Below are 20,214 nucleotides of genomic sequence, written 5' to 3'. Positions count from 1 at the left end.
TTTGCGAGCGTCTTTTCAGCGACTTCATGACGAGCCCCGATAGTTCAGCCACCCGCGCCACGCCGAACGCTCCCAACGCGCCGGCACGCGTGGCCGCAGTACAGATGGTCAGCGCCCCCGACGTCGCACGCAATCTCGCGGACGCCGGACGCTGGGTCGCCGAAGCGGCTGACGCCGGCGCGCAACTGGTGCTGCTGCCCGAGTACTTTTGCTACATGGGCCAGCGCGACACCGACAAACTCTCCCTGCGTGAACAACCCGGCCACGGTCCGATTCAGGACTTTCTGGCGGAAACGGCACGTCGCAACGGCGTCTGGCTGATCGGCGGCACGATGCCGCTGGCCGCCCCGGAACCCGGACGCGTCCTCAACACGACGCTCGTCTACGGCCCGGATGGCTCGTCCGCCGCGCGTTACGACAAGATTCACCTGTTCAATTTCGTCAAAGGCGAAGAAGCCTATGACGAAGCGCGTACGATTCGCCCCGGTGAAACCGTACGCACGTTTGAAGCGCCGTTTGGCCGCGTCGGCCTGTCGGTCTGCTACGACCTGCGTTTTCCCGAGTTGTACCGGGCCATGGGCGACTGTACGCTCATGGTCGTACCCGCCGCTTTCACCTACACCACAGGGCGCGCGCACTGGGAGTTGCTGCTCCGCGCGCGTGCCATCGAAAACCAATGCTACGTGCTGGCGTCCGCGCAGGGCGGCGTCCACGAGAACGGGCGGCGCACCTGGGGGCATTCGATGCTGATCGATCCGTGGGGCGATATCGTCGCCCAGCGTGAAGACGACGGCGCCGGCGTGGTCGTCGGCGACATCGATCCGGCGCGGCTCGCGGCCGTTCGCCAGAGCCTGCCGGCGTTGCGACACCGCGTGCTGGGCGCCATCGGCGATGCCCACGACGCCCCGGCGCCTGCGCCCGCCACGCCTGCCCGCGCGCAAGGTTGACATTGCGTCTTCCGTCCCCATATTCCGAACATATTTCCTTGGCCTGACACCGCATGAAAATCATCGAACCCGGCATTCAGAACCTGGCCACCGCCCGTGAGCTGCTGCTCACCCCGTACGGCCTCGACGAAACCCACCTGCAACGCGCGCTCGGCGACATCTTCACGCATCGCGTGGACTACGCCGATCTGTACTTCCAGTACACGCGCAGCGAGGCGTGGAGCCTTGAGGAAGGCATCGTCAAATCCGGCTCGTTCTCGATCGATCAGGGCGTCGGTGTGCGCGCCATCGTGGGCGACCGCACGGCATTTGCCTACTCGGACGACATCTCCGAGATCGCGCTGAAGGAAGCCGCCGCCGCCACGCGCAGCATCGCCACGGCAGGCCGTGGCCGCGTGAAGGTGGGCAGCAAGCTCTCGAACGTCACGGGCCGCGCGCTGTATCTGCCGTCCGATCCGCTCGCCTCGCTCGACGCGAACGGCAAGATCGCCCTGCTGGAGCGCATCGAAAAGCTGGCACGCGCCAGCGACCCGCGCGTCTCGCAGGTGATGGCCGGTCTGGCCGGTGAATACGATGTGGTGCTGGTGGCTCGCAGCGACGGCGTGATCGCCGCCGATGTGCGCCCGCTGGTGCGCGTGTCGGTCACGGTCATCGTCGAATCGAATGGCAAGCGTGAAATCGGCAACAGCGGCGGCGGTGCCCGTCTCGACTACGGCTACTTCACCGACGATCTGCTCGCCAAGTACGTCAAGGAAGCCGTCGACGGCGCCATCGTCAAGCTCGACGCCCGCCCGGCCCCGGCCGGTGCGATGACCGTGGTGCTTGGACCGGGCTGGCCCGGCGTGCTGCTGCACGAAGCCATCGGCCACGGTCTCGAAGGCGACTTCAACCGCAAGGGCTCGTCGGCATTCTCGGGACGCCTCGGTGAGCGCGTCGCGGCCAAGGGCGTGACAGTGGTGGATGACGGCACGCTGTCGAACCGCCGCGGCTCGCTCAATATCGACGACGAAGGCAACCCCACGCAGTGCACGACGCTCATCGAAGACGGCATTCTCAAGGGCTATATGCAAGACAGCCTGAACGCCCGCCTGATGAAGATGCCGGTGACCGGCAACGGCCGCCGCGAATCGTACGCCGCCCTGCCGATGCCGCGCATGACGAACACATACATGCTCGGCGGTGACAAAGACCCGGCGGAAATCATCGCCTCGGTCAAGCACGGCTTGTATGCGGTGAACTTCGGCGGCGGTCAGGTCGACATCACCAACGGCAAGTTCGTGTTCTCGATGTCCGAGGCGTACATGATCGAAGACGGCAAGATCACGTATCCGGTCAAGGGCGCCACGCTGATCGGCAACGGTCCGGAATCGCTCAAGGACGTGACCATGATCGGCAACGACATGGCGCTGGATTCGGGCGTGGGCGTGTGCGGCAAGGAAGGCCAGAGCGTGCCGGTCGGTGTCGGCCAGCCGACGCTGCGCATGGAAAACATGACGGTCGGCGGCACGGCTTAACCTGTCATTAGGCCCGCACCACAGCGCGTCATCGCTTCTGTTGGCCGAATGTCACGGAAAAGATGGCGCACTGCAAAAAATGCGTGAAGCTTAGCAAAGCGCCCGGGTCAAACCGGGCGTTTTTGCGAGAATTTGAAATATCACGCTTTCGCCACGCATTTCGCAACCATGAAATGCAATATTTCCGCGCGTTTTGCAGGCGATTAGCGCGGAGTCACGGTTGCAGCGTCATCCGATTCGGCGTATAAAGTTGATTCTGTGCACGGCAAACGCCTGCGATGCAACGTCAGATATCCCTCATGACCGCCAATAAGTTTTACTTTTACTTTTTTGCGTATCTCACACCGCTGGCGGATGGAGAGGGACAGTTGCAGCAGTAAGCACCGAAACGAATCCTGAAAAACCGCCAGCGAGTCTGGCGGTTTTTTTTTGACCCGAATTCCCGAGAACCGAACCGCAGTCCGAACTGCCCAGGAGAAAAACCATGCCTCCCCACAACACCGATGATGTCCGTATTCGCGAGCTCAAGGAACTGACGCCCCCGGCGCACCTGATTCGCGAATCCCCCTGCTCGGAAAAGAGCGCGGACCTCATCCATCGCTCGCGCGGCGCTATCCACCGCGTGTTGCACGGCATGGAAGACCGTCTCGTCGTGATCATCGGCCCGTGCTCGATCCACGACCCGAAAGCCGCGCTTGAATACGCCGCGCGTCTGGTCGAACAGCGCGAGCGCCTGAAGGGCGAGCTCGAAATCGTGATGCGCGTGTACTTCGAAAAGCCGCGTACGACGGTGGGCTGGAAGGGTCTGATCAACGACCCGCACATGGACAACAGCTTCAAGATCAACGACGGCCTGCGCCTCGCGCGCGAACTGCTCGCCGAGATCAACGAGCTGGGCCTGCCGGCCGGCACCGAATACCTCGACATGATCAGCCCGCAGTACATCGCGGATCTGGTGTCGTGGGGTGCCATCGGCGCGCGCACGACCGAGTCGCAGGTGCACCGCGAACTGGCCTCGGGCCTGTCGTGCCCGGTTGGATTCAAGAACGGCACCGACGGCAACGTGAAGATCGCCGTCGACGCGATCAAGGCCGCCTCGCAGCCGCACCATTTCCTGTCGGTGACGAAGGGCGGCCACTCGGCCATCGTGTCGACCGCGGGCAACGAAGATTGCCACCTGATCCTGCGCGGCGGCAAGGCGCCGAACTATGACGCTGCCAGCGTGCAAGCCGCTTGCGACGACATCGCCAAGTCGGGTCTGGCCGCACGCGTGATGATCGACGCCTCGCACGCCAACAGCCAGAAGAAGCACGAGAACCAGATCCCGGTGTGCGAAGACATCGCCCGCCAGATCGCCGGTGGCGACGACCGCATCATCGGTGTGATGGTCGAATCGCACCTCGTGGCTGGCCGTCAGGACCACGTGCCGGGCAAGCCGCTGACCTACGGCCAGAGCATTACCGATGCGTGCATCAACTGGGAAGACAGTCTGGGCGTGCTCGACACGCTGGCCGAAGCCGTGCGTGCCCGCCGTCTGGCGCGCGGTTCAGGCAACTGATCCGGCAGGAAAACGCGCACTCACCGTACCCGACGCCCGTCGGGTGTCCGGTGATGCGCGGATTCAGGCAGCGTTGCCGGTGTCCCGCTCGCGCTGCCACAGCACGTCGTCACCGCCACCGGCGCGGTTGAGCACACGGGCCAGCACGAACATCAGATCCGACAGACGGTTGATGTACTGACGCGGCGCCGGTCCCACGGTCTCTTCGGCACCCAGCGCAACCATCGCACGCTCGGCACGGCGAGCCACCGTACGCACCACGTGCGCGAGCGCCGCCGCGCGCGTGCCGCCGGGCAGGATGAATTCCTTCAAGGGCGGCAGTGCCGCGTTGTAATGCGCCAGCCAGCCGTCGAGTCTGACGACGTGCGGGGCGCCCAGCAAGGTATGACGCGGCGTGCTCAGTTCGCCGCCGAGATCGAACAGATCATGCTGGATCGCCACCAGCACGTCGCGCACGTCCACCGGCAGGTCTTCACACAGCAACACGCCGATATGCGAATTGGTTTCGTCGACTTCGCCGATGGCGACAATGCGCAGGCTGTGTTTGTCGACATGGGCGCCGTCGCCCAGACCGGTTCTGCCGCCATCGCCCGCGCGCGTGACGATCTTGCTCAAACGATTCCCCATCTTGCGATACCTGCTCCTTGCGGCATGCCATGCCCGCCGGTTGTCATGCCCCGGTGGCGGTTCGACTTACCTTCTTGTGATAGAAAAACGTCATCTGCCATGCGTTGCCTGTTTTTCAGGCAGCCCTCACGACGCATGTCGACGACAAGTTCGTATGATATGACGCAAAGGGTGGGGAAAAACGCCGTCCCGGCGTAAAATCCACGCTCATGAGGTGTCAGGGTAGGCGCGGTCTCCGGCCAGCGCCCCCGAGACCCCGCCTAATAGGGGCACGCCATCGCCATCCCGCGCTGGCCGCCCGGAGACCCGAAGGAGAAAGCCGTGAATCACCCCCATTTGCCGTTTGCCGCCAAGCGTCCCTTCCCCGACGCCTTGCTCACCGAGTTGCAAGCCCTGCTGGGCGAGCGCGTGAGCACCAAGGAGGCGCTGCGCGAGCACCACGGCCGTGACGAATCTCCCTTCGACCCGATGCTGCCCGACGCCGTCGCGTTCGCGCACAGCACCGACGAGGTCTCGCAGATCGTCAAGCTCTGCGCCAAGTACAACGTCCCCCTGATTCCCTACGGCGCCGGTTCGTCGCTAGAAGGTCACCTGCTGGCCGTCGAAGGCGGCCTGTCGCTCGATCTCTCCGAGATGAACAAGGTCGTCTCGATCAATGCCGAAGACCTGACGGTCACGGTCGAGCCGGGCATCTCGCGCAAAGCGCTGAATGAAGCGCTGCGCGATACGGGTCTGTTCTTCCCGATCGATCCGGGTGCCGACGCCAGCATCGGCGGCATGTGTGCAACCCGCGCCTCGGGCACCAACGCCGTGCGCTACGGCACGATGCGCGAGAACGTGCTCGCCCTCACCGTGGTGCTGGCCGACGGCCGTGTGATCCACACCGGCACGCGCGCCCGCAAGTCCTCGGCCGGCTACGACCTGACGCGCCTGTTCGTCGGCAGCGAAGGCACGCTGGGCATCATTACCGAGGCCACCGTCCGCCTGTATCCGCAACCCGAAGCCGTGTCGGCCGCCATCTGCTCGTTCCCGAGCATGACGGACGCCGTCAACTGCACGATCCAGACGATTCAGCTGGGCGTGCCGGTGGCGCGCGTCGAGTTCGTCGACGCCCTGGCCGTGCGTGCGATCAACAAGCACTCGAAGATGGAACTGCCCGAAACGCAGACGCTCTTCTTCGAATTCCACGGCAGCGAAGCCGGCGTGAAAGAGCAGGCCGAGACGGTGCAGGCACTGGCCGACGACAACGGCGGCACGGGCTTCGAGTGGGCCACCCGCACGGAAGATCGCAACCGCCTGTGGGGCGCACGTCACAGCGCGTACTTCGCGATGCTGCAACTCAAGCCGGGCTGCCGCGCCGTGACGACCGACGTGTGCGTGCCGATCTCGCGTCTGGCCGAATGCGTGGGCGAGACGGAAGTCGATCTGCGCGCGTCGAGCCTGCCCTGCCCGATCGTGGGCCACGTCGGCGACGGCAACTTCCACGTGGCGATTCTGATCGACCCGGACAAGCCCGAAGAGATCGAAGAAGCCGAGCACCTGAACCAGCGTATCGTCGAGCGCGCCATCCGCATGGGCGGCACGTGCACGGGCGAACACGGGGTGGGCCTGCACAAAATGGGCTTTCTCGTGACCGAACACGGCGAAGACGCCATCGACGTGATGCGCGGCATCAAGCTGTCGCTCGATCCGCAGAACCTGCTCAATCCGGGCAAGATTTTCCGGTTGCGCTCGGCGGGCTGAGCACCGCATGAACGCTCCCGCGATTTCGCAAAGCCCACGCGACGCCGACGTGCCCGATCGGCAGACGCCGCTTGAAGAACGTCAGCGCCAGTTGCTCGATGCGCTGACGCAGATTCTGCCGGCGCACTGCATCCTGCATCGCCGCGAGGACACCACACCGTACGAGTGCGATGGCCTCGCCGCCTATCGGCGCGTGCCGCTAGCCGTCGCGCTGCCCGAATCGGAATCGCAGGTGCAGCGCATCTTGCAGGCCTGCCATCAACTCGGCATCCCCGTGGTGCCGCGCGGTGCAGGCACCAGCCTGTCAGGCGGCGCGATGCCCATTTCCGATGGGCTCGTGCTGTCGCTGGCCAAGTTCAAGAAGATTGTCGAGATCGACCCGTATGCGCGCACGGCTACCGTGCAGCCCGGCGTGCGCAACCTCGCCATCTCGGACGCGGCCGCTACCTACGGCCTCTACTACGCGCCCGATCCGTCGTCGCAAATCGCCTGCACCATCGGCGGCAACGTGGCGGAAAATTCCGGTGGCGTGCATTGCCTGAAGTACGGTCTGACGGTGCACAACGTGCTGCGCGTACGCGCCATCACGATGTCGGGCGAAGCCATCGAATTCGGCTCGCTCGGCCCCGACGCGCCGGGCCTCGATCTGCTCTCGGTGTTCATCGGCAGCGAAGGCATGTTCGGCGTGGTGACCGAAATCACGGTCAAGCTCATCCCGAAAGCGCAAACGGCGCAGGTCATCATGGCGAGCTTCGACGACGTGGAAACCGGCGGCAACGCCGTGGCCGCGATCATCGCCGCCGGCATTATCCCGGCGGGGCTCGAGATGATGGACAAGGCCGCCACGCAGGCGGTCGAAGAGTTCGTGCACGCGGGCTACGATCTCGACGCCGCCGCCATTCTGCTGTGCGAGTCGGACGGCACGCCGGAAGAAGTGGCCGAAGAGATCATGCGCATCTCGCACGTGCTGCGCACATCCGGCGCCACCCGGCTTCAGATTTCGCGCAGTGAAGAGGAGCGCCTGCGGTTCTGGTCGGGCCGCAAAAACGCGTTCCCCGCCGCCGGGCGCATCTCGCCCGACTATTACTGCATGGACGGGACCATCCCTCGCCGCACGATTGGGACTTTGCTCAAACGCATCGAGCGGATGGAACAACAATACGGATTGCGCTGTATTAACGTCTTTCACGCGGGAGACGGCAATATGCATCCGCTCATTCTTTTCAACGGCAACGACCTCGACGAATGGCATCGCGCCGAAGCGTTCGGCAGCGACATTCTCGAAGCGTGCGTCGAACTTGGCGGCACGATCACGGGCGAGCACGGCGTGGGCATCGAGAAAATCAACTCGATGTGCGTGCAGTTCTCGGCCGAGGAGCGCGACGCTTTCTTCGGTGTGAAGCGCGCCTTCGATCCGGTCGGCCTGCTCAACCCGGACAAGGGCATTCCCACCCGCGCGCGCTGTGCCGAATACGGCAAGCTGCACGTGCGCGGCGGCCTGCTGCCTCACCCCGACCTGCCGAGGTTCTGACGTGCGAGCACTGTCGGAATGGCTGCCGCACGACTGGCGGCAGCGGCTTTACATCATCATCTTCGAGGCCGACACCCGCGAAGGGCGTCTGTTCGACATCGCGTTGCTCATTGCGATCGTCATGTCGGTGTTCGTGGTCGTCATCTCCAGCGTGCCGATGGTGCAGAACACGCTGCCGCTGCCGATGGCCATTCTCGAATGGTTCTTCACGCTGCTGTTCACGGCCGAATACATCGCGCGTCTGTTGTGCGCGCACCGGCCATTGCGCTATGCGCTGTCGTTCTACGGCATCATCGATCTGCTCTCGATTCTGCCGACGTATCTCGCCATTCTCGTGCCCGAGTTGCACGGCCTGATCGACGTGCGGCTGCTGCGCCTGATGCGCGCGTTCCGGATTCTGAAGCTCACGGCGTATGTGAACGAAGCCGGCGTGCTGAGCCTCGCGCTGTATAACGCACGCCGCAAGATCTTCGTGTTTCTCGGTTTCGTGTCGATCATCGTGGTGATCTTCGGCACGCTGATGCACATCATCGAGGGGCCGGAGCATGGCTTCACGAGCATTCCCGTGGGCATCTACTGGGCCATCGTCACGCTCACGACGACCGGCTACGGCGACGTGGTGCCGGTCACCGGGCTGGGCAAGGCGATCACGGGTTTCGTGATGCTGCTCGGCTACAGCGTGATTGCGATTCCGACCGGGATCATGGGTGCCGAAATTCATCTGGCCATGCGCAAGCAGTCGATCACGACGCGCACCTGTCAGGACTGCCTCACCGAAGGGCACGACGCCGACGCCCGCTTCTGCAAGCATTGCGGCAGCGAGCTTGGCCCCTACCAAACCGACACGCCGCCACCGGCCGAACCGAGCTGATGACCGACACGAACGATACTCTCGATCACTTCCGCGCCGTCATCGAACACGCCACCGCCCGGCGTCAGCCCCTGCAATTGCGTGGCGGCGGAACAAAGGCCTGGTACGGCCAGCAACGAGTGGGCGAAGTGCTGGACACACGCACGTATAGCGGCATCGTGGCCTACGACCCGGCCGAGCTGGTGATCGTGGCGCGCTGCGGCACGCCGCTGGCCGATATCGAAGCCGCACTCGCCGAGCGCAATCAATTGCTGCCGTTCGAGCCGCCCTACTTCGGGCCCGGTGCGACGATCGGGGGCGCGGTGGCTGCCGGGTTATCGGGGCCACGCCGCGCCGCCGTGGGCGCGGTGCGCGACTTCGTGCTGGGCGCGAAGCTGATGGACGGCCGGGGTCATGTGCTGAACTTCGGCGGACAGGTCATGAAGAACGTGGCCGGGTTCGACGTCTCGCGCATGCTGGCGGGCTCGCTCGGTACGCTCGGGCTGATTCTCGAAGTCTCGATCAAGGTGTTGCCGCAGCCGTTTGCCGAACTGACGCTGCAATTCGAAATGAACGCCGTGGACGCGGTGCGCAAGCTCAACGAATGGGGCGGACAACCGCTGCCGATCACGGGCAGTGCGTGGCGCAACGATTTGCTGGTGATTCGTCTGGCAGGCGCCTCGGCGGCGATCAAGGCGGCGCGCGTGAAGATGGGCGGCGAGCTGGTCGATGCGATCCATGCGGCCAAGTTCTGGCATGCGATTCGCGAGCAGACGGATAACTTCTTCGCCGATGCCGGACCGGGTCAGGCGCTGTGGCGTCTGGCCGTACCGTCCACGGCGGAGCCGCATCGTCTGCCGGGCAAGCAGTTGATCGAATGGGGCGGCGCGCAGCGCTGGTGGATCACGGACGCCGACGCGCAGATCGTGCGCTCGGCGGCCCGTCAGGATGGCGGACACGCGACGCTGTTCCGCTATGGCGAACCCGGCGTCAGTGTCTTCACGCCGCTGCCCGCGCCGGTCATGCGTATTCACCGCAACCTGAAATCAGTATTCGACCCGGCGGGCATCTTCAACCCGGGGCGGATGTATCCCGAGTTCTGATCGCTGTCAGCGGTTCGCGACAGCGGTTCTCGTCAGCCGGCCGCATCACCCCTTCGCGTCGACCAGACGCGTGACTTCCGTTGCGAGCGTGCGCACCGCACGGTCGATCTCGCGCGTGAACGGGTGCCCGGTATTCATGCGCAGGAAGTGGTCGTAACGCGTCGAATTGGAGAACAGGCTCCCCGGCGCGATGCGAATGCCCTTGGCCAGCGCCGCATCGAACAGTTGCTCCGAACTCACGCCGCCCGGCATTTCTACCCACAGACTCAGTCCACCGGTCGGCAGCGTCAGACGCGTGCCGGCCGGGAAATACGTGGCAATCGCCTCGGCCATCGCCGCACGCTGCTCACGCAAGTGAGCACGCAAGCGACGCAGGTGCCGGTCGTACTTCGGCGAGTCCATGAATTCCCCCATCGCGATCTGCGCCAGCGCTTCGTTCGGGCGCGTCTGCGCGTACTTCAGCATCTCGATACGCGACTGCCACTTGCCGCCCGCGATCCAGCCCAAGCGCATGCCCGGGGCGAGGGTCTTGTGCAGCGAGGCGCAGTGAATCACGTTGCCGGTGGAGTCCCAGCCGCGAATGGCGGCGGGGGTATTGTCGTCGTCACCGAGCGCTGAATAGGTGTCGTCTTCGATGATCGCGATGTTTCGCGTTTCGCCCCATTTGACGAGGCGCGCCTTGTGGGCGTCGGGCATCACCGAGCCGATCGGGTTCTGGAAATGCGGAACGACGATAACGGCCTTGATGTTGTCGTAGGTCTCGCAAGCGAGATCCAGCGCTTCTAGCGAGATGCCGGTCTGCGGGCTGGTCGGGATTTCGAGCGCGCGAATGCCCATGCTCTCGAGCGTTTGCAGCAACGCGTAGTACGTGGGCGACTCGACGGCCACCACGTCGCCGGGGCTCGCTACGGCACGCAGCGCGAGATTGATGGCCTCGATGCAGCCATGCGTGACGACGATTTCCTCCGGCGCGATATTCATGCGGGCGGCCAGCGCGCGGCGGGCGATGGCGGCACGAAAGCGGGCTTCGCCGCCGCCCGGAGGCGGTACGCCGTAGAGCAGCGGATTGTCGCGTAGCGCACGCAACGTGGCCTGACGCAGTTCGGTCACGGGATACAGCGGGGGCGCACCGTGGGCGACCGCAAAGTTGGTGTGCACGCTTGCCTGAAGGCCGCGCGCAAGAATCGACGACACACGCTGATTGATACCGACGTACTGCGCGAGATCGGGCACCCACGGGCGTGGTTCGTCCAGCGGCGCGAGCGTGGCACGCGCGGGCGTGCGCACAAAATACCCGGAGCGCGGACGCGCTTCGAGCACGCCCTGTGCTTCCAGATGCCGGCACGTCTGCAATGCGGTCGACAGGCTGACCTGATGCCGCTCCATCAGCGTGCGCACGCTCGGCATGCGGTCGCCGGGCACGAGCGTACCGGCCTCGATGGCGAGCAGATAGTGTCCGGCGAGCTGGCGATACAGCGGCAGGGCCGGAGCGGCTGACGGAGATGGAGACGAAGGCGATGCCGACGGATTCACGTCCGATCGAACGTCGGGCGTAGTCGTGGCGGCTGAGGGCGGGGGGGCGATGGCGGCATCCATGGGGAGATCATCAGGCATCGGCGGCCACCATAACAGATACAGATTTGCGGAATTGGCATCGTAACAGATGCCCGAAAGCCCTTCTGTTATGGGCAAAACCGGCGAGCTGTGTGCCTACCGGCAGGGGTCTCGGGTCGATACGCTATTCGTACCTGTTCAACGCACCGGAGTCTGTCATGGCAAAGCGCCCCCAAACCCTCCAGCCTATCTTCTCGCCGGATCTCGCCCTCACGCAAGGCCGCCGGGACACGCGCGCTGCCGCCACGCACTCCCCCAACACCGCTGGTGACCTTGTCGCGCTGCCGGAGCAACTGACGCTGGCGAGCGCTCAGGCATTCCACACGTATGTGCGCCGTGGCGCGGTATTCCATGTGAAGCGCGGCAGCGTGGCGCTCACCCCTGCCCCGCGCTGGCTCGCCGCGACGGTTTGGGCGGCGCCGGTGCAACTGACTGCCGGTCATGCCTATGTGGTTCAGGAAACCGGCTGGCTGGTGCTGAGCACTGACCAAGGCGCAGAACTGACCTGCCACGACAGCGACGCACCGGCCGAACGCGCGCTCACGATGCCGTGGCGTGTGCTGCGGGCGCGGTTTGGCTTTTGAGTCGAGTCTTGACCGACCGTTGACCAACACTTACCGGGCCTGACGTCACGCCGGCAACAGGCGCTCGATATCTGCACGGATCGCCTGAGGCTTGGCGGTCGGTGCGTAACGCTCGATGACCTTGCCGTTCGCATCGACCAGAAACTTGGTGAAGTTCCACTTGATCGCTTTGGTGCCCAGCACGCCGCGCTTTTCGTCGGTCAGATACTGGTAAAGCGGCGCGGCGTCGGGGCCTTTGACGTCCACCTTGGCGAACATGGGAAACGTAACGTGAAAGCGCAAGTCGCAAAAGCTGCGGATCGCCTGCGCATCCCCCGGCTCCTGCTTGCCGAACTGATTACACGGGAATGCCAGCACCTCGAAACCGCGCGGCGCCAACTCCGCATACAACGCCTGCAAGCCCTCGTACTGTGGCGTGAAACCACACTCGCTCGCCGTATTCACGATGAGCAAAACCTTGCCGCGATACTGCGACAAACTCACCGTCTCGCCCGCCAACGTCTGGACGGAAAAGTCATAGACCTGACGTGCCTGTGTTGCCTGCTGTGAACTCGCGCTCATCTTTGACTCCCTTTGATTGTCGGCACGCGCAGTCTGCCACAATTCGCGTGCCGTTCTGCGGCCATGCCCCTTCGTTATTGGGTAGCACCTTGTTTTTTGCCGGGGTAGCACCTCCCCATACGCACGGCTATAATCGTTGGCCTGCACCCCCATCGGCGTGCCGGTGATGCACTTCTGCTCCCGCCCTCCGCCCCATCGACGCCCGAACTCGCCTCATGTCGACCATCGCCGCTCACCTCGACGCCGTCCTCTCCCGGATCGCCCAAGCTACCGCCAACGCCCATCGCCCAGCCGGCAGCGTGCAATTGCTCGCCGTCTCGAAAACCTTTGGGGCCGACGCGGTGCGCGATGCCATGGCCGCCGGGCAACTAGCCTTCGGCGAAAACTATGTGCAAGAGGCCCTCGACAAGATCGCGGCGCTGGCCGGCGCGACGGTCGACGGCAAACCGCTCGAATGGCACTTTATCGGGCCGCTGCAAAGCAATAAGACCCGCCCGGTCGCGGAACACTTCGCCTGGGTCCACTCGGTCGACCGGCTCAAGATCGCGGAACGCCTGAGCGCGCAACGTCCCGCCGATATGCCGCCGCTTCAGGTCTGCCTGCAAGTGAATATCAGCGGTGAAGCCAGCAAGAGCGGCATTCCCCCGGCCGAGGTGCCGGAGACGGCGCGCGCGATTGCCGCCCTGCCCAACCTGCAACTGCGCGGCCTGATGGCCATTCCCGAACCCGATGACGACCCCGTGCGCCAACGTGAGCCGCTGCGGGCGATGCGCGAACTGTTCGATGCGCTGCGCGCCGACGGTATGGCGCTCGACACACTGTCGATGGGCATGTCCGGCGATCTGGAAGCCGCCATCGCGGAGGGTGCGACAATGGTGCGCATCGGCACCGCAATTTTCGGGGCCCGTGATTACGGGTCCCACGCCTGAGGCACTACGGATTTAGCGCGCGCAGGCGATTTCGGATGACGGACGAGTCGCAGACTCGCCACGGCATGACACGGTAACGACGCAAACGACTCACGCAACGCAAAGGATGGTTATGAGAATTGCATTCATCGGCGGCGGCAATATGGCCAACGCCCTGATCGGCGGACTGGTGGGACGCGGCACGGCACCGCGCGACATTCTCGCGATCGACGTCAACGAATCGACCCGCGAGGGCCTCGTCAAACAATACGGCATCGAAACCGCCAGCGCGCCCAACGACCGCCTGCGCGACTACGACACGCTGGTGCTGGCCGTGAAGCCGCAAGTCCTCAAGGACGTGGCCCAAGCCCTGCAACCGCATCTGAACACGCAACTGGTCATCAGCATCGCAGCCGGTATCCGCGCGTCGGATCTGGCCCGCTGGCTCGGCGGCCATAACCAGATCGTGCGCTGCATGCCGAACACGCCTGCCTTGATCGGCATGGGCATCACCGGGCTGGCAGCCCTCTCGGGCGTGGATACGGATCAGCGCAAGCGCGCCGAAACGGTGCTCGGCGCCGCCGGTCAGATCGTCTGGGTGGAAAAGGAAAGCCAGCTCGACGGCGTCACGGCGATCTCGGGCAGCGGTCCGGCCTATGTGTTCTATTTCATCGAAGCCCTTGAGCAAGCCGCACAAGAACTGGGCTTCTCGCCGGAACAAGGCCGCCAATTGGCCATCGCCACGTTCACCGGCGCATCACAACTAGCCGCGCAATCGAGCGAACCCGCCAGCGTGCTGCGCGAGCGCGTGACCTCGAAGGGCGGCACCACGTTCGCCGCACTCAGCTCGTTCGATCGCGATTCGATCAAGGCCGCCATCGTGCGCGGTGTGCACGCCGCCAATACGCGTGCGAAGGAACTGGGCGACGAACTCGGCGATGCCTGAAGGTAACTAAGGTTCGACCTCACCGGCACGACCTGCCGGTGAATGCAAAAACGGCGCGAATGATCGACAGATCACCGCGCCGTTTTTCTTTTCTGCGCTCTCCGCAGTTGCGCGCCGCAAGCGCGCGCCTTCAGCCGTGCGCTGTCAGCAGGTAATGTCCGGCGATACCGGCGAAGACTGCTGCGCCGAGCCAGTTGTTATGACGGAACGCCGCAAAGCACGGCATACGCTCGCGCTCGCGAATCAGGAAGTAGTGATAGATGGCGCAACCCACCGCCACCGCGATGCCCAGCCAGAACGGCCAGCCGAAACCCAGATACGCACCCACACCCGCCTGAATGCCCAACGCCACAACGTAGCAAAGCATGATGGCGGCAACGTCGAAGCGGCCGAAGGTGATGGCGGATGTCTTGATGCCGATCTTCAGATCGTCGTCGCGATCGACCATCGCGTATTCGGTGTCGTACGCCACGGACCAGAACACGTTGGAGAGCAGCAGAATCCACGCCAGCATCGGCACTTGGTCCTGCACGGCCGCAAACGCCATCGGAATACCGAAGCCGAAGGCGACGCCCAGATACGCCTGCGGAATCGCCAGAAAACGCTTGGTGAACGGATACGTGCCCGCGACGAACAACGCCGGGATCGACAGCCACTTGGTCAGCGCATTGAGCGGCAGGATCAACAGGAAGCTCGCCAGTGCCAGCGTGGCCGCGACGGCCACCGCTTCCCACGCGCGAATGCGGCCCGAGGTGATCGGGCGCTCCTGCGTGCGCTTAACGTACTTGTCGAAGTCGCGGTCGGCGTAATCGTTGATCGCGCAACCGGCCGAGCGCATCAGGAAGGTGCCGAGCGTGAAGATCAGAACGAGCAGCGGATCGGGATGTCCGTTGGAAGCGATCCACAGCGCGGCGAGCGTCGGCCACAACAGCAGCACGGTGCCGATCGGCTTATCGAGTCGAACGAGTCGGAAGTACAGCGGAAGGCGTTGAGCGAGCAACATGGGCGGCACACAGGGAGACTTGTGGCGACATTGTAGGTCACGCGCCGGATGCCCGCCAATGCGGGGTTCCGGCCAGCGAGACCATGCTTACCGGATTTACCAGATCCAGAACATCAGCAGCCAGAGCCAGTTGACCAGCGCCAGCGCCGCCACGATGCCAGCCATGCCGGCAAGACGACGGCCCAGCGTGCGCGCATGGCGGCCCGTCACGCGCCAGCCCAGCCACAGGCTCCACAGCGTGGTGGCGGCCAGAATGGTGGCACGCACGTCATTGGCCCAGTACACCGGCAGATGCTCGGCGCGCAGCAGGCTGACGGTGGTCGCCGACAGGCCGATGAACACGCCTGCGCCCGCAATCGGAATCAACGCCTGCACCAGATGGTTGAAACGCGAGGTCTGCCACGGGCCCATCGCGCGGTTGGCCAGCGCAAAGATGATCGTGAAGGCCAACCCGAGCAACACGCCGTTGCCAACGATGTAGGCGACGACCAGACCGCCGTCGAGCCACGAGAACACGTCGCTCTGATCGGGATAGTTCGTGAACACGAACCACGGCGCATTGGTCTCGAACGGCCACATGATGTTGCGATCGATGAGCCACGACGCGATCGCCGTCTTGACGGTGACGAACCACGGGTTCACGGTCCAGTGGAACGCGCCGATGGCCACGCCGAGCAGGCCGTACATCAGGAGAATGCTGTCCCACACGCTATTGTTTTCGGTCGCACCGAACTTCACGATCTCTTCGCTAGGCGAACGCCCGGCAAGCTCGATTGCGTCGCGGTGTCCGGCACAGCGGCCGCACATATGGCACTGCGCACCGCCCTTCATATTGCGCAGCGGCACGATGGGCGCGCAATTGACCGGGATGATCTTGTGACCGTTGGTGTGATACGACTGACGCCACGCGTCTTCGTTGACCTTGAAGTGGAACGGCGCGAGGCGCGCCAGCAACGAGAACACGCCGTTGACCGGGCACAGATACTTGCACCAGACCCGCTTGTCGCGTCCGTAGAAGTAACCGATCACCATCGCCCCGATGGTCGAGCCGCCCAAGACGAGCAGCACGGCTTTCGGATACTGATAGACGCTGACCATCTGGCCGTAGAGCGTGGTCCCGGCAAAGGCCACGAAGGGCCATCCGCCCCAGCGCATCCAGCGCGGAATGGCGCGGCCACGGCCGTGACGGCTGGCGAATTCGGAGAGGGTGCCTTCGGGGCAGAGCACCCCGCACCACACGCGTCCCATCAAGACCATGCTGATGAGCACAAACGGCCACCAGATGCCCCAGAAGGTGAACTGGGCGAAGACGGTGAGATTGTTCAGAATGTGCGCCGTCTCGTCAGGCAACGGCATCATGACCGGCACGCAGATGAGGAACGCATAAACCAAGACGATGCCCCACTGCACGCCGCGGATCAGTTTGCCGTGGCGTTGCATCCAAAGGCCCACGCGGGCCAGCAGGTTCGGGACAGGTATGGCGATGCTCATGCTCAACTCGTGCTTCGGGGGGATTGCTTCAGCGGCCTGACGGACTCTTTATCCAGCGTGGTCCGTGCAGGCCGGTCTGGCCAAATGGCCAATCGGGTGGTTCGTGCCGCCCGGGTACGGCTCAGTTACGACTCAACTCATTTACCGCGCATTTACCACGCATTTACCGCTTATGCAGCCTTCACCTGCTTGGCCGGGGCACCTGCGCGCTTCAACAGCGCCCAGATGAACAGCCAGTACAGCGCGTACACCAACAGGTTCATGCCGGCCGGGTGGGCCCGGTAGCCGGTCAGCGTGGCGACCAGACCGCCAAACGGGCTGGTGTCGTCAAGAATCGCGGAAGTATCCCACAGTTGATCGACCAGTGTGGGCACGAGCTCCAGCGAGATCAAACGGTCCAGACCCGACTCCAGCAGGCCCGCGGCGAGGAACAACAACATGATTTCCGTCACGCGGAAAAACAGCCGCCACGAGAACACCTTGCCGCCCAGTTGCAACAGCCAGAACGTCAGCAGCGCCAGCACGAAACCGATCACCACGGCCAGCCACATCGTCAGCGGCACGCTGCCTTGCTGACCAAAACCGATGCCGTACAGGAAGATCGCCGTCTCGCTGCCTTCACGGGCAATCGCCAGCGCCACCAGAATCAGCACACCCCACCAGGTGCCCTGATCGTGCGTTTTCTGTAGCGACGACTCCATGTCGCGCTTGAGCGTGCGGCCATGCCGCTTCATCCAGAAAACCATCTGCACGATCAGCACACAGGCGATCAGCACCATGGCGGTCTGGAAGTAGTCTTGCGCGTCGCCCGAGAGCACTTCGGTGAAACCGACCAGTGCGGCGCCGAGTGCCACGGCGGCCGCAATCCCCAGTGCTACGCCGGCCCACAGATAGGGCAGGCCGCGCTTGGCGCCGTGCTCGGGGTTGGCCAGCCAGGCATGCAGAATGCCTACGACCAGCAGTGCCTCGACGCTTTCGCGCCAGACGATGAACATGACCTGACCCATCGTGCAATTCCTTTAGTGTTGCTCGTTGATACTTGTTGATGCTTGCTGATGCTTACTTGGCGACGATCACGCCTTGCGCCTGCTGATGGAAATCGTCGAAAAACTTGTACTCGCCCGGTTGCAGCGGGGCGATCACGACAAACGACTGCGCGCCCGGTGCGAGCACCTTTTCCTTGCGCAGTTGCAGGCTCTCGAACTCGACCGCGTTCGTGCCGGTGTTATGCACTTCGATCTTGATGCGCTTGCCGGCCGGCACTTCGATGCGGGCGGGGTTGAGCTTGCCGTTGTTCATTTCCAGCCTGAACGTGGGAAGTTCGTCCGCGCGGGCAAGCGAGGGGCCGCCGAGTGCGAACAACGTGGCCAGCACGGCCATCATCGTGGCCAGCAGGCGCGCGATGCGCTGAATCATCCTTCATGCTCCAAATGAAAACAGCGTCGACCCACCAACAGGCCAACGCTGCATCAAGATAGTCCGGGCTTAGTAGCCGCCCTTCTTGCCAATACCGCTGAACGTGAATTCGACGGTCTTCGTGATGGGCTTGAACCACGGACCCACGCCGGTTTCCTTGTCGACGTGACGGCCGAAGCACCACGGGCCCATACCGCCGTGGGCAGCGTGTGCGCCCGATGCGGCCATCGCGCCGCCGCCCATCTTGCAACCGAACTCGGCCAGCGTGCCCGGGGCATTCACCACCATCGTCAGCGTGTACTTGCCCACGCCATCGAGCTTCACGTTGTCGCCGTAGTGCGGGCCATCGCTCGCAACCATCGGCATCATCAGACCTTCGATGACCTTCGCGCTACCGGCCTTTTGCAGCTTGTACGTAATTTCCAGACCCGGAATCCAGTCGCCTTCGGCGTAACCGTTCGGGTTCTTGGCCACGGCGTGAATATCTGCCTCGAGGTGGATATCCGACTTCTTGGCATCGTTCATCATGCCGGCCGGTTCCATCGTGATCGGTTGCAGATAAACGGTGTTGATTTCCATGCCTGCCGTGACCAGCGGCTTACCGATCGGAAACTCGGCGGCTTGCGCCAGGGTCGCTGCACCGGCGAGCAGCACCGCTGCCACGAGGGATTTCACGCGCATACAAACTCCAGATTGTGAGGAAGTTAATGCAAATTATTCTCAATAAGTTTAGCACTATCGCCACTACCCGACAAACCTGAAGTCGACGCTCCATGGGGTATTGCGGGGATTGAGAAGACGATGGGGACGCATTTTGCCCCATTTTTGCGCAGCGCTGGAACGCCTCGCTTCCGGCAGCGAGCCACCGTTGCGCACTGGCCAAAGTCACGGGGACGCCCGACAGGCGCGGGGTTGGCCGCCACAACGCCCCGTCACGCCTTGCTGCGGCGCACCAACGAGGCGCTTCCACCGCGGCATGGCGTCGCAGATTTCTTAGCAAATACCCATCCAGCGTTTACGGAAAATTACCAAGCCTGCGGAAATGCCCGAACGGGATGGCCGAACCGGCGCACCAAGACCGCCGGTCGACACCTTAGCGCCGAAGTCTTAGCACCGAATTAGCGCTGAATCAGGGAGGAACCCTCGCCGGATCAAGGCAACACGCCGCCCCGGTCGATCTTCCGGGCGAGTACCACCGATGTGGTGGTGCGCGTCACACCGTCGATCTCGCCGATGGTGTCGAGCAGCGCGTCGAGTTGATCGGGCGACGCTGCATGCAGCCAGGCCACGTAGTCGAACTCGCCGCTGACGGTGCATAGCAGGTGAATCTCGGGCATCTTGTCGAGCCGTCGCTGGACATCGCGCCCGGAGCGCGGCTGCACGCTGATGCCTACGCACGCCTGCAAGCCGCCACCCACGGCGTCCTGCCCGAGCCGCACGGTGTAGCCGGCGATCACGCCCGCGCGCTCAAGCCGCCCGATACGTGCAAGCACCGTCGTACGCGCCACACCGAGCCGGCGCGCGAGATTGGCCGCACTTTCGCGGGCGTTCACGCGCAACAGCGCGAGCAGATTCCGGTCGAGTTCGTCGAGCGGCGTCGCGGACAGGGCCATCAGACCTCGCCTTGCGACACAGCGTCGCCCAAGCACTTCACGCCCGGATGAACCCGCCCACGCCCATGCTCGGCGCGCCCGGCGCTTGGCTGCGCGAACACCGCAGTTATTGATCTCAGGGCGAGGGGCTTGCGGTCGGTGGTGGTCATGACGGACTCGGCAGATGCGCGGACCCAAGCGAGGCCCGCGAGCGATAAAGCGCAAG

Annotated in this window: 20 protein-coding genes; 10 read left to right on the top strand and 10 right to left on the bottom strand. The window is 64.0% G+C overall.

The window, feature by feature from the left end; translation table 11 throughout:
* Positions 1 to 26 precede the first annotated feature (26 nt).
* The 3 genes from CDV44_RS24820 to aroG all read left to right on the top strand — a co-directional run bounded on the left by CDV44_RS24820 (position 27) and on the right by aroG (position 4,019).
* Positions 27 to 947 (top strand): carbon-nitrogen hydrolase family protein, encoded by a 921-nt coding sequence (locus tag CDV44_RS24820; protein WP_087691329.1) that lies wholly within the window; start codon positions 27 to 29, stop codon positions 945 to 947.
* 53 nt (positions 948 to 1,000) lie between these two features.
* Complete coding sequence (gene tldD, locus CDV44_RS24815; protein ID WP_087691328.1) at positions 1,001 to 2,461, top strand: metalloprotease TldD; 1,461 nt, start codon at positions 1,001 to 1,003, stop codon at positions 2,459 to 2,461.
* 484 nt (positions 2,462 to 2,945) lie between these two features.
* Positions 2,946 to 4,019, top strand: coding sequence for a 3-deoxy-7-phosphoheptulonate synthase AroG (gene aroG, locus CDV44_RS24810; protein WP_058375876.1), 1,074 nt, complete (start codon positions 2,946 to 2,948; stop codon positions 4,017 to 4,019).
* 63 nt (positions 4,020 to 4,082) lie between these two features.
* On the opposite strand, the gene CDV44_RS24805 is transcribed toward aroG, so the two are convergent.
* Entirely contained in the window at positions 4,083 to 4,646 is a 564-nt protein-coding gene (locus tag CDV44_RS24805) for a cob(I)yrinic acid a,c-diamide adenosyltransferase (protein WP_087691327.1), read from the bottom strand.
* 321 nt (positions 4,647 to 4,967) lie between these two features.
* Between CDV44_RS24805 and CDV44_RS24800 the strand changes: the two genes are divergently transcribed.
* Genes CDV44_RS24800 through glcE form a run of 4 tightly spaced genes read left to right on the top strand, consistent with a single transcriptional unit; the run spans position 4,968 to position 9,873 of the window.
* Positions 4,968 to 6,389, top strand: coding sequence for an FAD-binding oxidoreductase (locus CDV44_RS24800; protein WP_058375878.1), 1,422 nt, complete (start codon positions 4,968 to 4,970; stop codon positions 6,387 to 6,389).
* Positions 6,390 to 6,396: 7 nt separating this feature from the next.
* Entirely contained in the window at positions 6,397 to 7,920 is a 1,524-nt protein-coding gene (locus CDV44_RS24795) for an FAD-linked oxidase C-terminal domain-containing protein (protein ID WP_087691326.1), read from the top strand.
* Position 7,921: 1 nt separating this feature from the next.
* Positions 7,922 to 8,791, top strand: coding sequence for an ion transporter (locus CDV44_RS24790; RefSeq protein WP_087691325.1), 870 nt, complete (start codon positions 7,922 to 7,924; stop codon positions 8,789 to 8,791).
* Positions 8,791 to 9,873 (top strand): glycolate oxidase subunit GlcE, encoded by a 1,083-nt coding sequence (glcE, locus tag CDV44_RS24785; protein ID WP_058375880.1) that lies wholly within the window; start codon positions 8,791 to 8,793, stop codon positions 9,871 to 9,873. Before CDV44_RS24790 ends, glcE begins: the two co-directional genes overlap by 1 nt.
* A gap of 45 nt (positions 9,874 to 9,918) precedes the next feature.
* Here glcE and CDV44_RS24780 read toward each other — a convergent pair whose 3' ends face one another.
* On the bottom strand, positions 9,919 to 11,487 hold the full coding sequence (locus CDV44_RS24780; protein WP_249277706.1) for a PLP-dependent aminotransferase family protein: 1,569 nt from the start codon (positions 11,485 to 11,487) through the stop codon (positions 9,919 to 9,921).
* Between the two features lie 158 nt (positions 11,488 to 11,645).
* Here CDV44_RS24780 and CDV44_RS24775 point away from each other — a divergent pair, with 158 nt between their 5' ends.
* Positions 11,646 to 12,071 carry a hypothetical protein gene (locus CDV44_RS24775; RefSeq protein ID WP_087691323.1) on the top strand — a complete coding sequence of 142 codons (426 nt, stop codon included), beginning with the start codon at positions 11,646 to 11,648 and terminating at the stop codon, positions 12,069 to 12,071.
* A gap of 45 nt (positions 12,072 to 12,116) precedes the next feature.
* Here the strand turns inward: CDV44_RS24775 and CDV44_RS24770 are convergent, their stop codons facing one another.
* On the bottom strand, positions 12,117 to 12,632 hold the full coding sequence (locus tag CDV44_RS24770) for a glutathione peroxidase (RefSeq protein ID WP_087691322.1): 516 nt from the start codon (positions 12,630 to 12,632) through the stop codon (positions 12,117 to 12,119).
* Positions 12,633 to 12,847: 215 nt separating this feature from the next.
* Here CDV44_RS24770 and CDV44_RS24765 point away from each other — a divergent pair, with 215 nt between their 5' ends.
* Complete coding sequence (locus CDV44_RS24765) at positions 12,848 to 13,561, top strand: YggS family pyridoxal phosphate-dependent enzyme (protein WP_087691321.1); 714 nt, start codon at positions 12,848 to 12,850, stop codon at positions 13,559 to 13,561.
* Between the two features lie 112 nt (positions 13,562 to 13,673).
* Entirely contained in the window at positions 13,674 to 14,486 is an 813-nt protein-coding gene (proC, locus tag CDV44_RS24760; RefSeq protein ID WP_087691320.1) for a pyrroline-5-carboxylate reductase, read from the top strand.
* Positions 14,487 to 14,616: 130 nt separating this feature from the next.
* Here proC and ubiA read toward each other — a convergent pair whose 3' ends face one another.
* The 7 genes from ubiA to CDV44_RS28115 all read right to left on the bottom strand — a co-directional run bounded on the left by ubiA (position 14,617) and on the right by CDV44_RS28115 (position 20,158).
* Positions 14,617 to 15,489 (bottom strand): 4-hydroxybenzoate octaprenyltransferase, encoded by an 873-nt coding sequence (gene ubiA / locus CDV44_RS24755; RefSeq protein ID WP_087691319.1) that lies wholly within the window; start codon positions 15,487 to 15,489, stop codon positions 14,617 to 14,619.
* Between the two features lie 96 nt (positions 15,490 to 15,585).
* Positions 15,586 to 16,980: a 4Fe-4S binding protein gene (locus CDV44_RS24750; RefSeq protein WP_087691318.1), complete on the bottom strand. Its 1,395-nt coding sequence runs from the start codon at positions 16,978 to 16,980 to the stop codon at positions 15,586 to 15,588.
* Positions 16,981 to 17,150: 170 nt separating this feature from the next.
* The gene (locus CDV44_RS24745) at positions 17,151 to 17,987 is read right to left on the bottom strand and encodes an FTR1 family protein (protein WP_058375887.1); all 837 of its coding nucleotides are present in this window, start codon (positions 17,985 to 17,987) and stop codon (positions 17,151 to 17,153) included.
* A 52-nt stretch (positions 17,988 to 18,039) separates the two neighbouring features.
* Positions 18,040 to 18,363 carry a cupredoxin domain-containing protein gene (locus CDV44_RS24740; protein ID WP_087691523.1) on the bottom strand — a complete coding sequence of 108 codons (324 nt, stop codon included), beginning with the start codon at positions 18,361 to 18,363 and terminating at the stop codon, positions 18,040 to 18,042.
* A gap of 102 nt (positions 18,364 to 18,465) precedes the next feature.
* Complete coding sequence (locus tag CDV44_RS24735; protein WP_087691317.1) at positions 18,466 to 19,077, bottom strand: iron transporter; 612 nt, start codon at positions 19,075 to 19,077, stop codon at positions 18,466 to 18,468.
* Between the two features lie 470 nt (positions 19,078 to 19,547).
* Positions 19,548 to 20,009, bottom strand: coding sequence for an Lrp/AsnC family transcriptional regulator (locus tag CDV44_RS24730; protein ID WP_087691316.1), 462 nt, complete (start codon positions 20,007 to 20,009; stop codon positions 19,548 to 19,550).
* Entirely contained in the window at positions 20,009 to 20,158 is a 150-nt protein-coding gene (locus tag CDV44_RS28115; RefSeq protein WP_170936096.1) for a hypothetical protein, read from the bottom strand. The genes CDV44_RS24730 and CDV44_RS28115 overlap by 1 nt, the downstream gene beginning before the upstream one ends.
* Positions 20,159 to 20,214 lie beyond the last annotated feature (56 nt).

This window comes from Pandoraea sp. PE-S2R-1 (assembly GCF_002179865.1).
GTDB lineage: Bacteria > Pseudomonadota > Gammaproteobacteria > Burkholderiales > Burkholderiaceae > Pandoraea.
Note: the sequence above shows the minus strand (reverse complement) of the source record. Positions and strands in the feature narration are given on the sequence as shown.

What these genes read in the sequence shown, in the direction of transcription:
- ubiA (WP_087691319.1), bottom strand. Translation starts at nt 15,489, where the DNA reads ATGTTGCTCGCTCAACGCCTTCCGCTGTACTTCCGACTCGTTCGACTC.
- CDV44_RS24820 (WP_087691329.1), top strand. Translation starts at nt 27, where the DNA reads ATGACGAGCCCCGATAGTTCAGCCACCCGCGCCACGCCGAACGCTCCC.
- aroG (WP_058375876.1), top strand. Translation starts at nt 2,946, where the DNA reads ATGCCTCCCCACAACACCGATGATGTCCGTATTCGCGAGCTCAAGGAA.
- CDV44_RS24775 (WP_087691323.1), top strand. Translation starts at nt 11,646, where the DNA reads ATGGCAAAGCGCCCCCAAACCCTCCAGCCTATCTTCTCGCCGGATCTC.
- CDV44_RS24735 (WP_087691317.1), bottom strand. Translation starts at nt 19,077, where the DNA reads ATGCGCGTGAAATCCCTCGTGGCAGCGGTGCTGCTCGCCGGTGCAGCG.
- CDV44_RS28115 (WP_170936096.1), bottom strand. Translation starts at nt 20,158, where the DNA reads ATGACCACCACCGACCGCAAGCCCCTCGCCCTGAGATCAATAACTGCG.
- CDV44_RS24780 (WP_249277706.1), bottom strand. Translation starts at nt 11,487, where the DNA reads ATGCCTGATGATCTCCCCATGGATGCCGCCATCGCCCCCCCGCCCTCA.
- proC (WP_087691320.1), top strand. Translation starts at nt 13,674, where the DNA reads ATGAGAATTGCATTCATCGGCGGCGGCAATATGGCCAACGCCCTGATC.
- CDV44_RS24770 (WP_087691322.1), bottom strand. Translation starts at nt 12,632, where the DNA reads ATGAGCGCGAGTTCACAGCAGGCAACACAGGCACGTCAGGTCTATGAC.
- CDV44_RS24730 (WP_087691316.1), bottom strand. Translation starts at nt 20,009, where the DNA reads ATGGCCCTGTCCGCGACGCCGCTCGACGAACTCGACCGGAATCTGCTC.
- CDV44_RS24750 (WP_087691318.1), bottom strand. Translation starts at nt 16,980, where the DNA reads ATGAGCATCGCCATACCTGTCCCGAACCTGCTGGCCCGCGTGGGCCTT.
- glcE (WP_058375880.1), top strand. Translation starts at nt 8,791, where the DNA reads ATGACCGACACGAACGATACTCTCGATCACTTCCGCGCCGTCATCGAA.
- tldD (WP_087691328.1), top strand. Translation starts at nt 1,001, where the DNA reads ATGAAAATCATCGAACCCGGCATTCAGAACCTGGCCACCGCCCGTGAG.
- CDV44_RS24805 (WP_087691327.1), bottom strand. Translation starts at nt 4,646, where the DNA reads ATGGGGAATCGTTTGAGCAAGATCGTCACGCGCGCGGGCGATGGCGGC.
- CDV44_RS24740 (WP_087691523.1), bottom strand. Translation starts at nt 18,363, where the DNA reads ATGATGGCCGTGCTGGCCACGTTGTTCGCACTCGGCGGCCCCTCGCTT.
- CDV44_RS24795 (WP_087691326.1), top strand. Translation starts at nt 6,397, where the DNA reads ATGAACGCTCCCGCGATTTCGCAAAGCCCACGCGACGCCGACGTGCCC.
- CDV44_RS24745 (WP_058375887.1), bottom strand. Translation starts at nt 17,987, where the DNA reads ATGGGTCAGGTCATGTTCATCGTCTGGCGCGAAAGCGTCGAGGCACTG.
- CDV44_RS24765 (WP_087691321.1), top strand. Translation starts at nt 12,848, where the DNA reads ATGTCGACCATCGCCGCTCACCTCGACGCCGTCCTCTCCCGGATCGCC.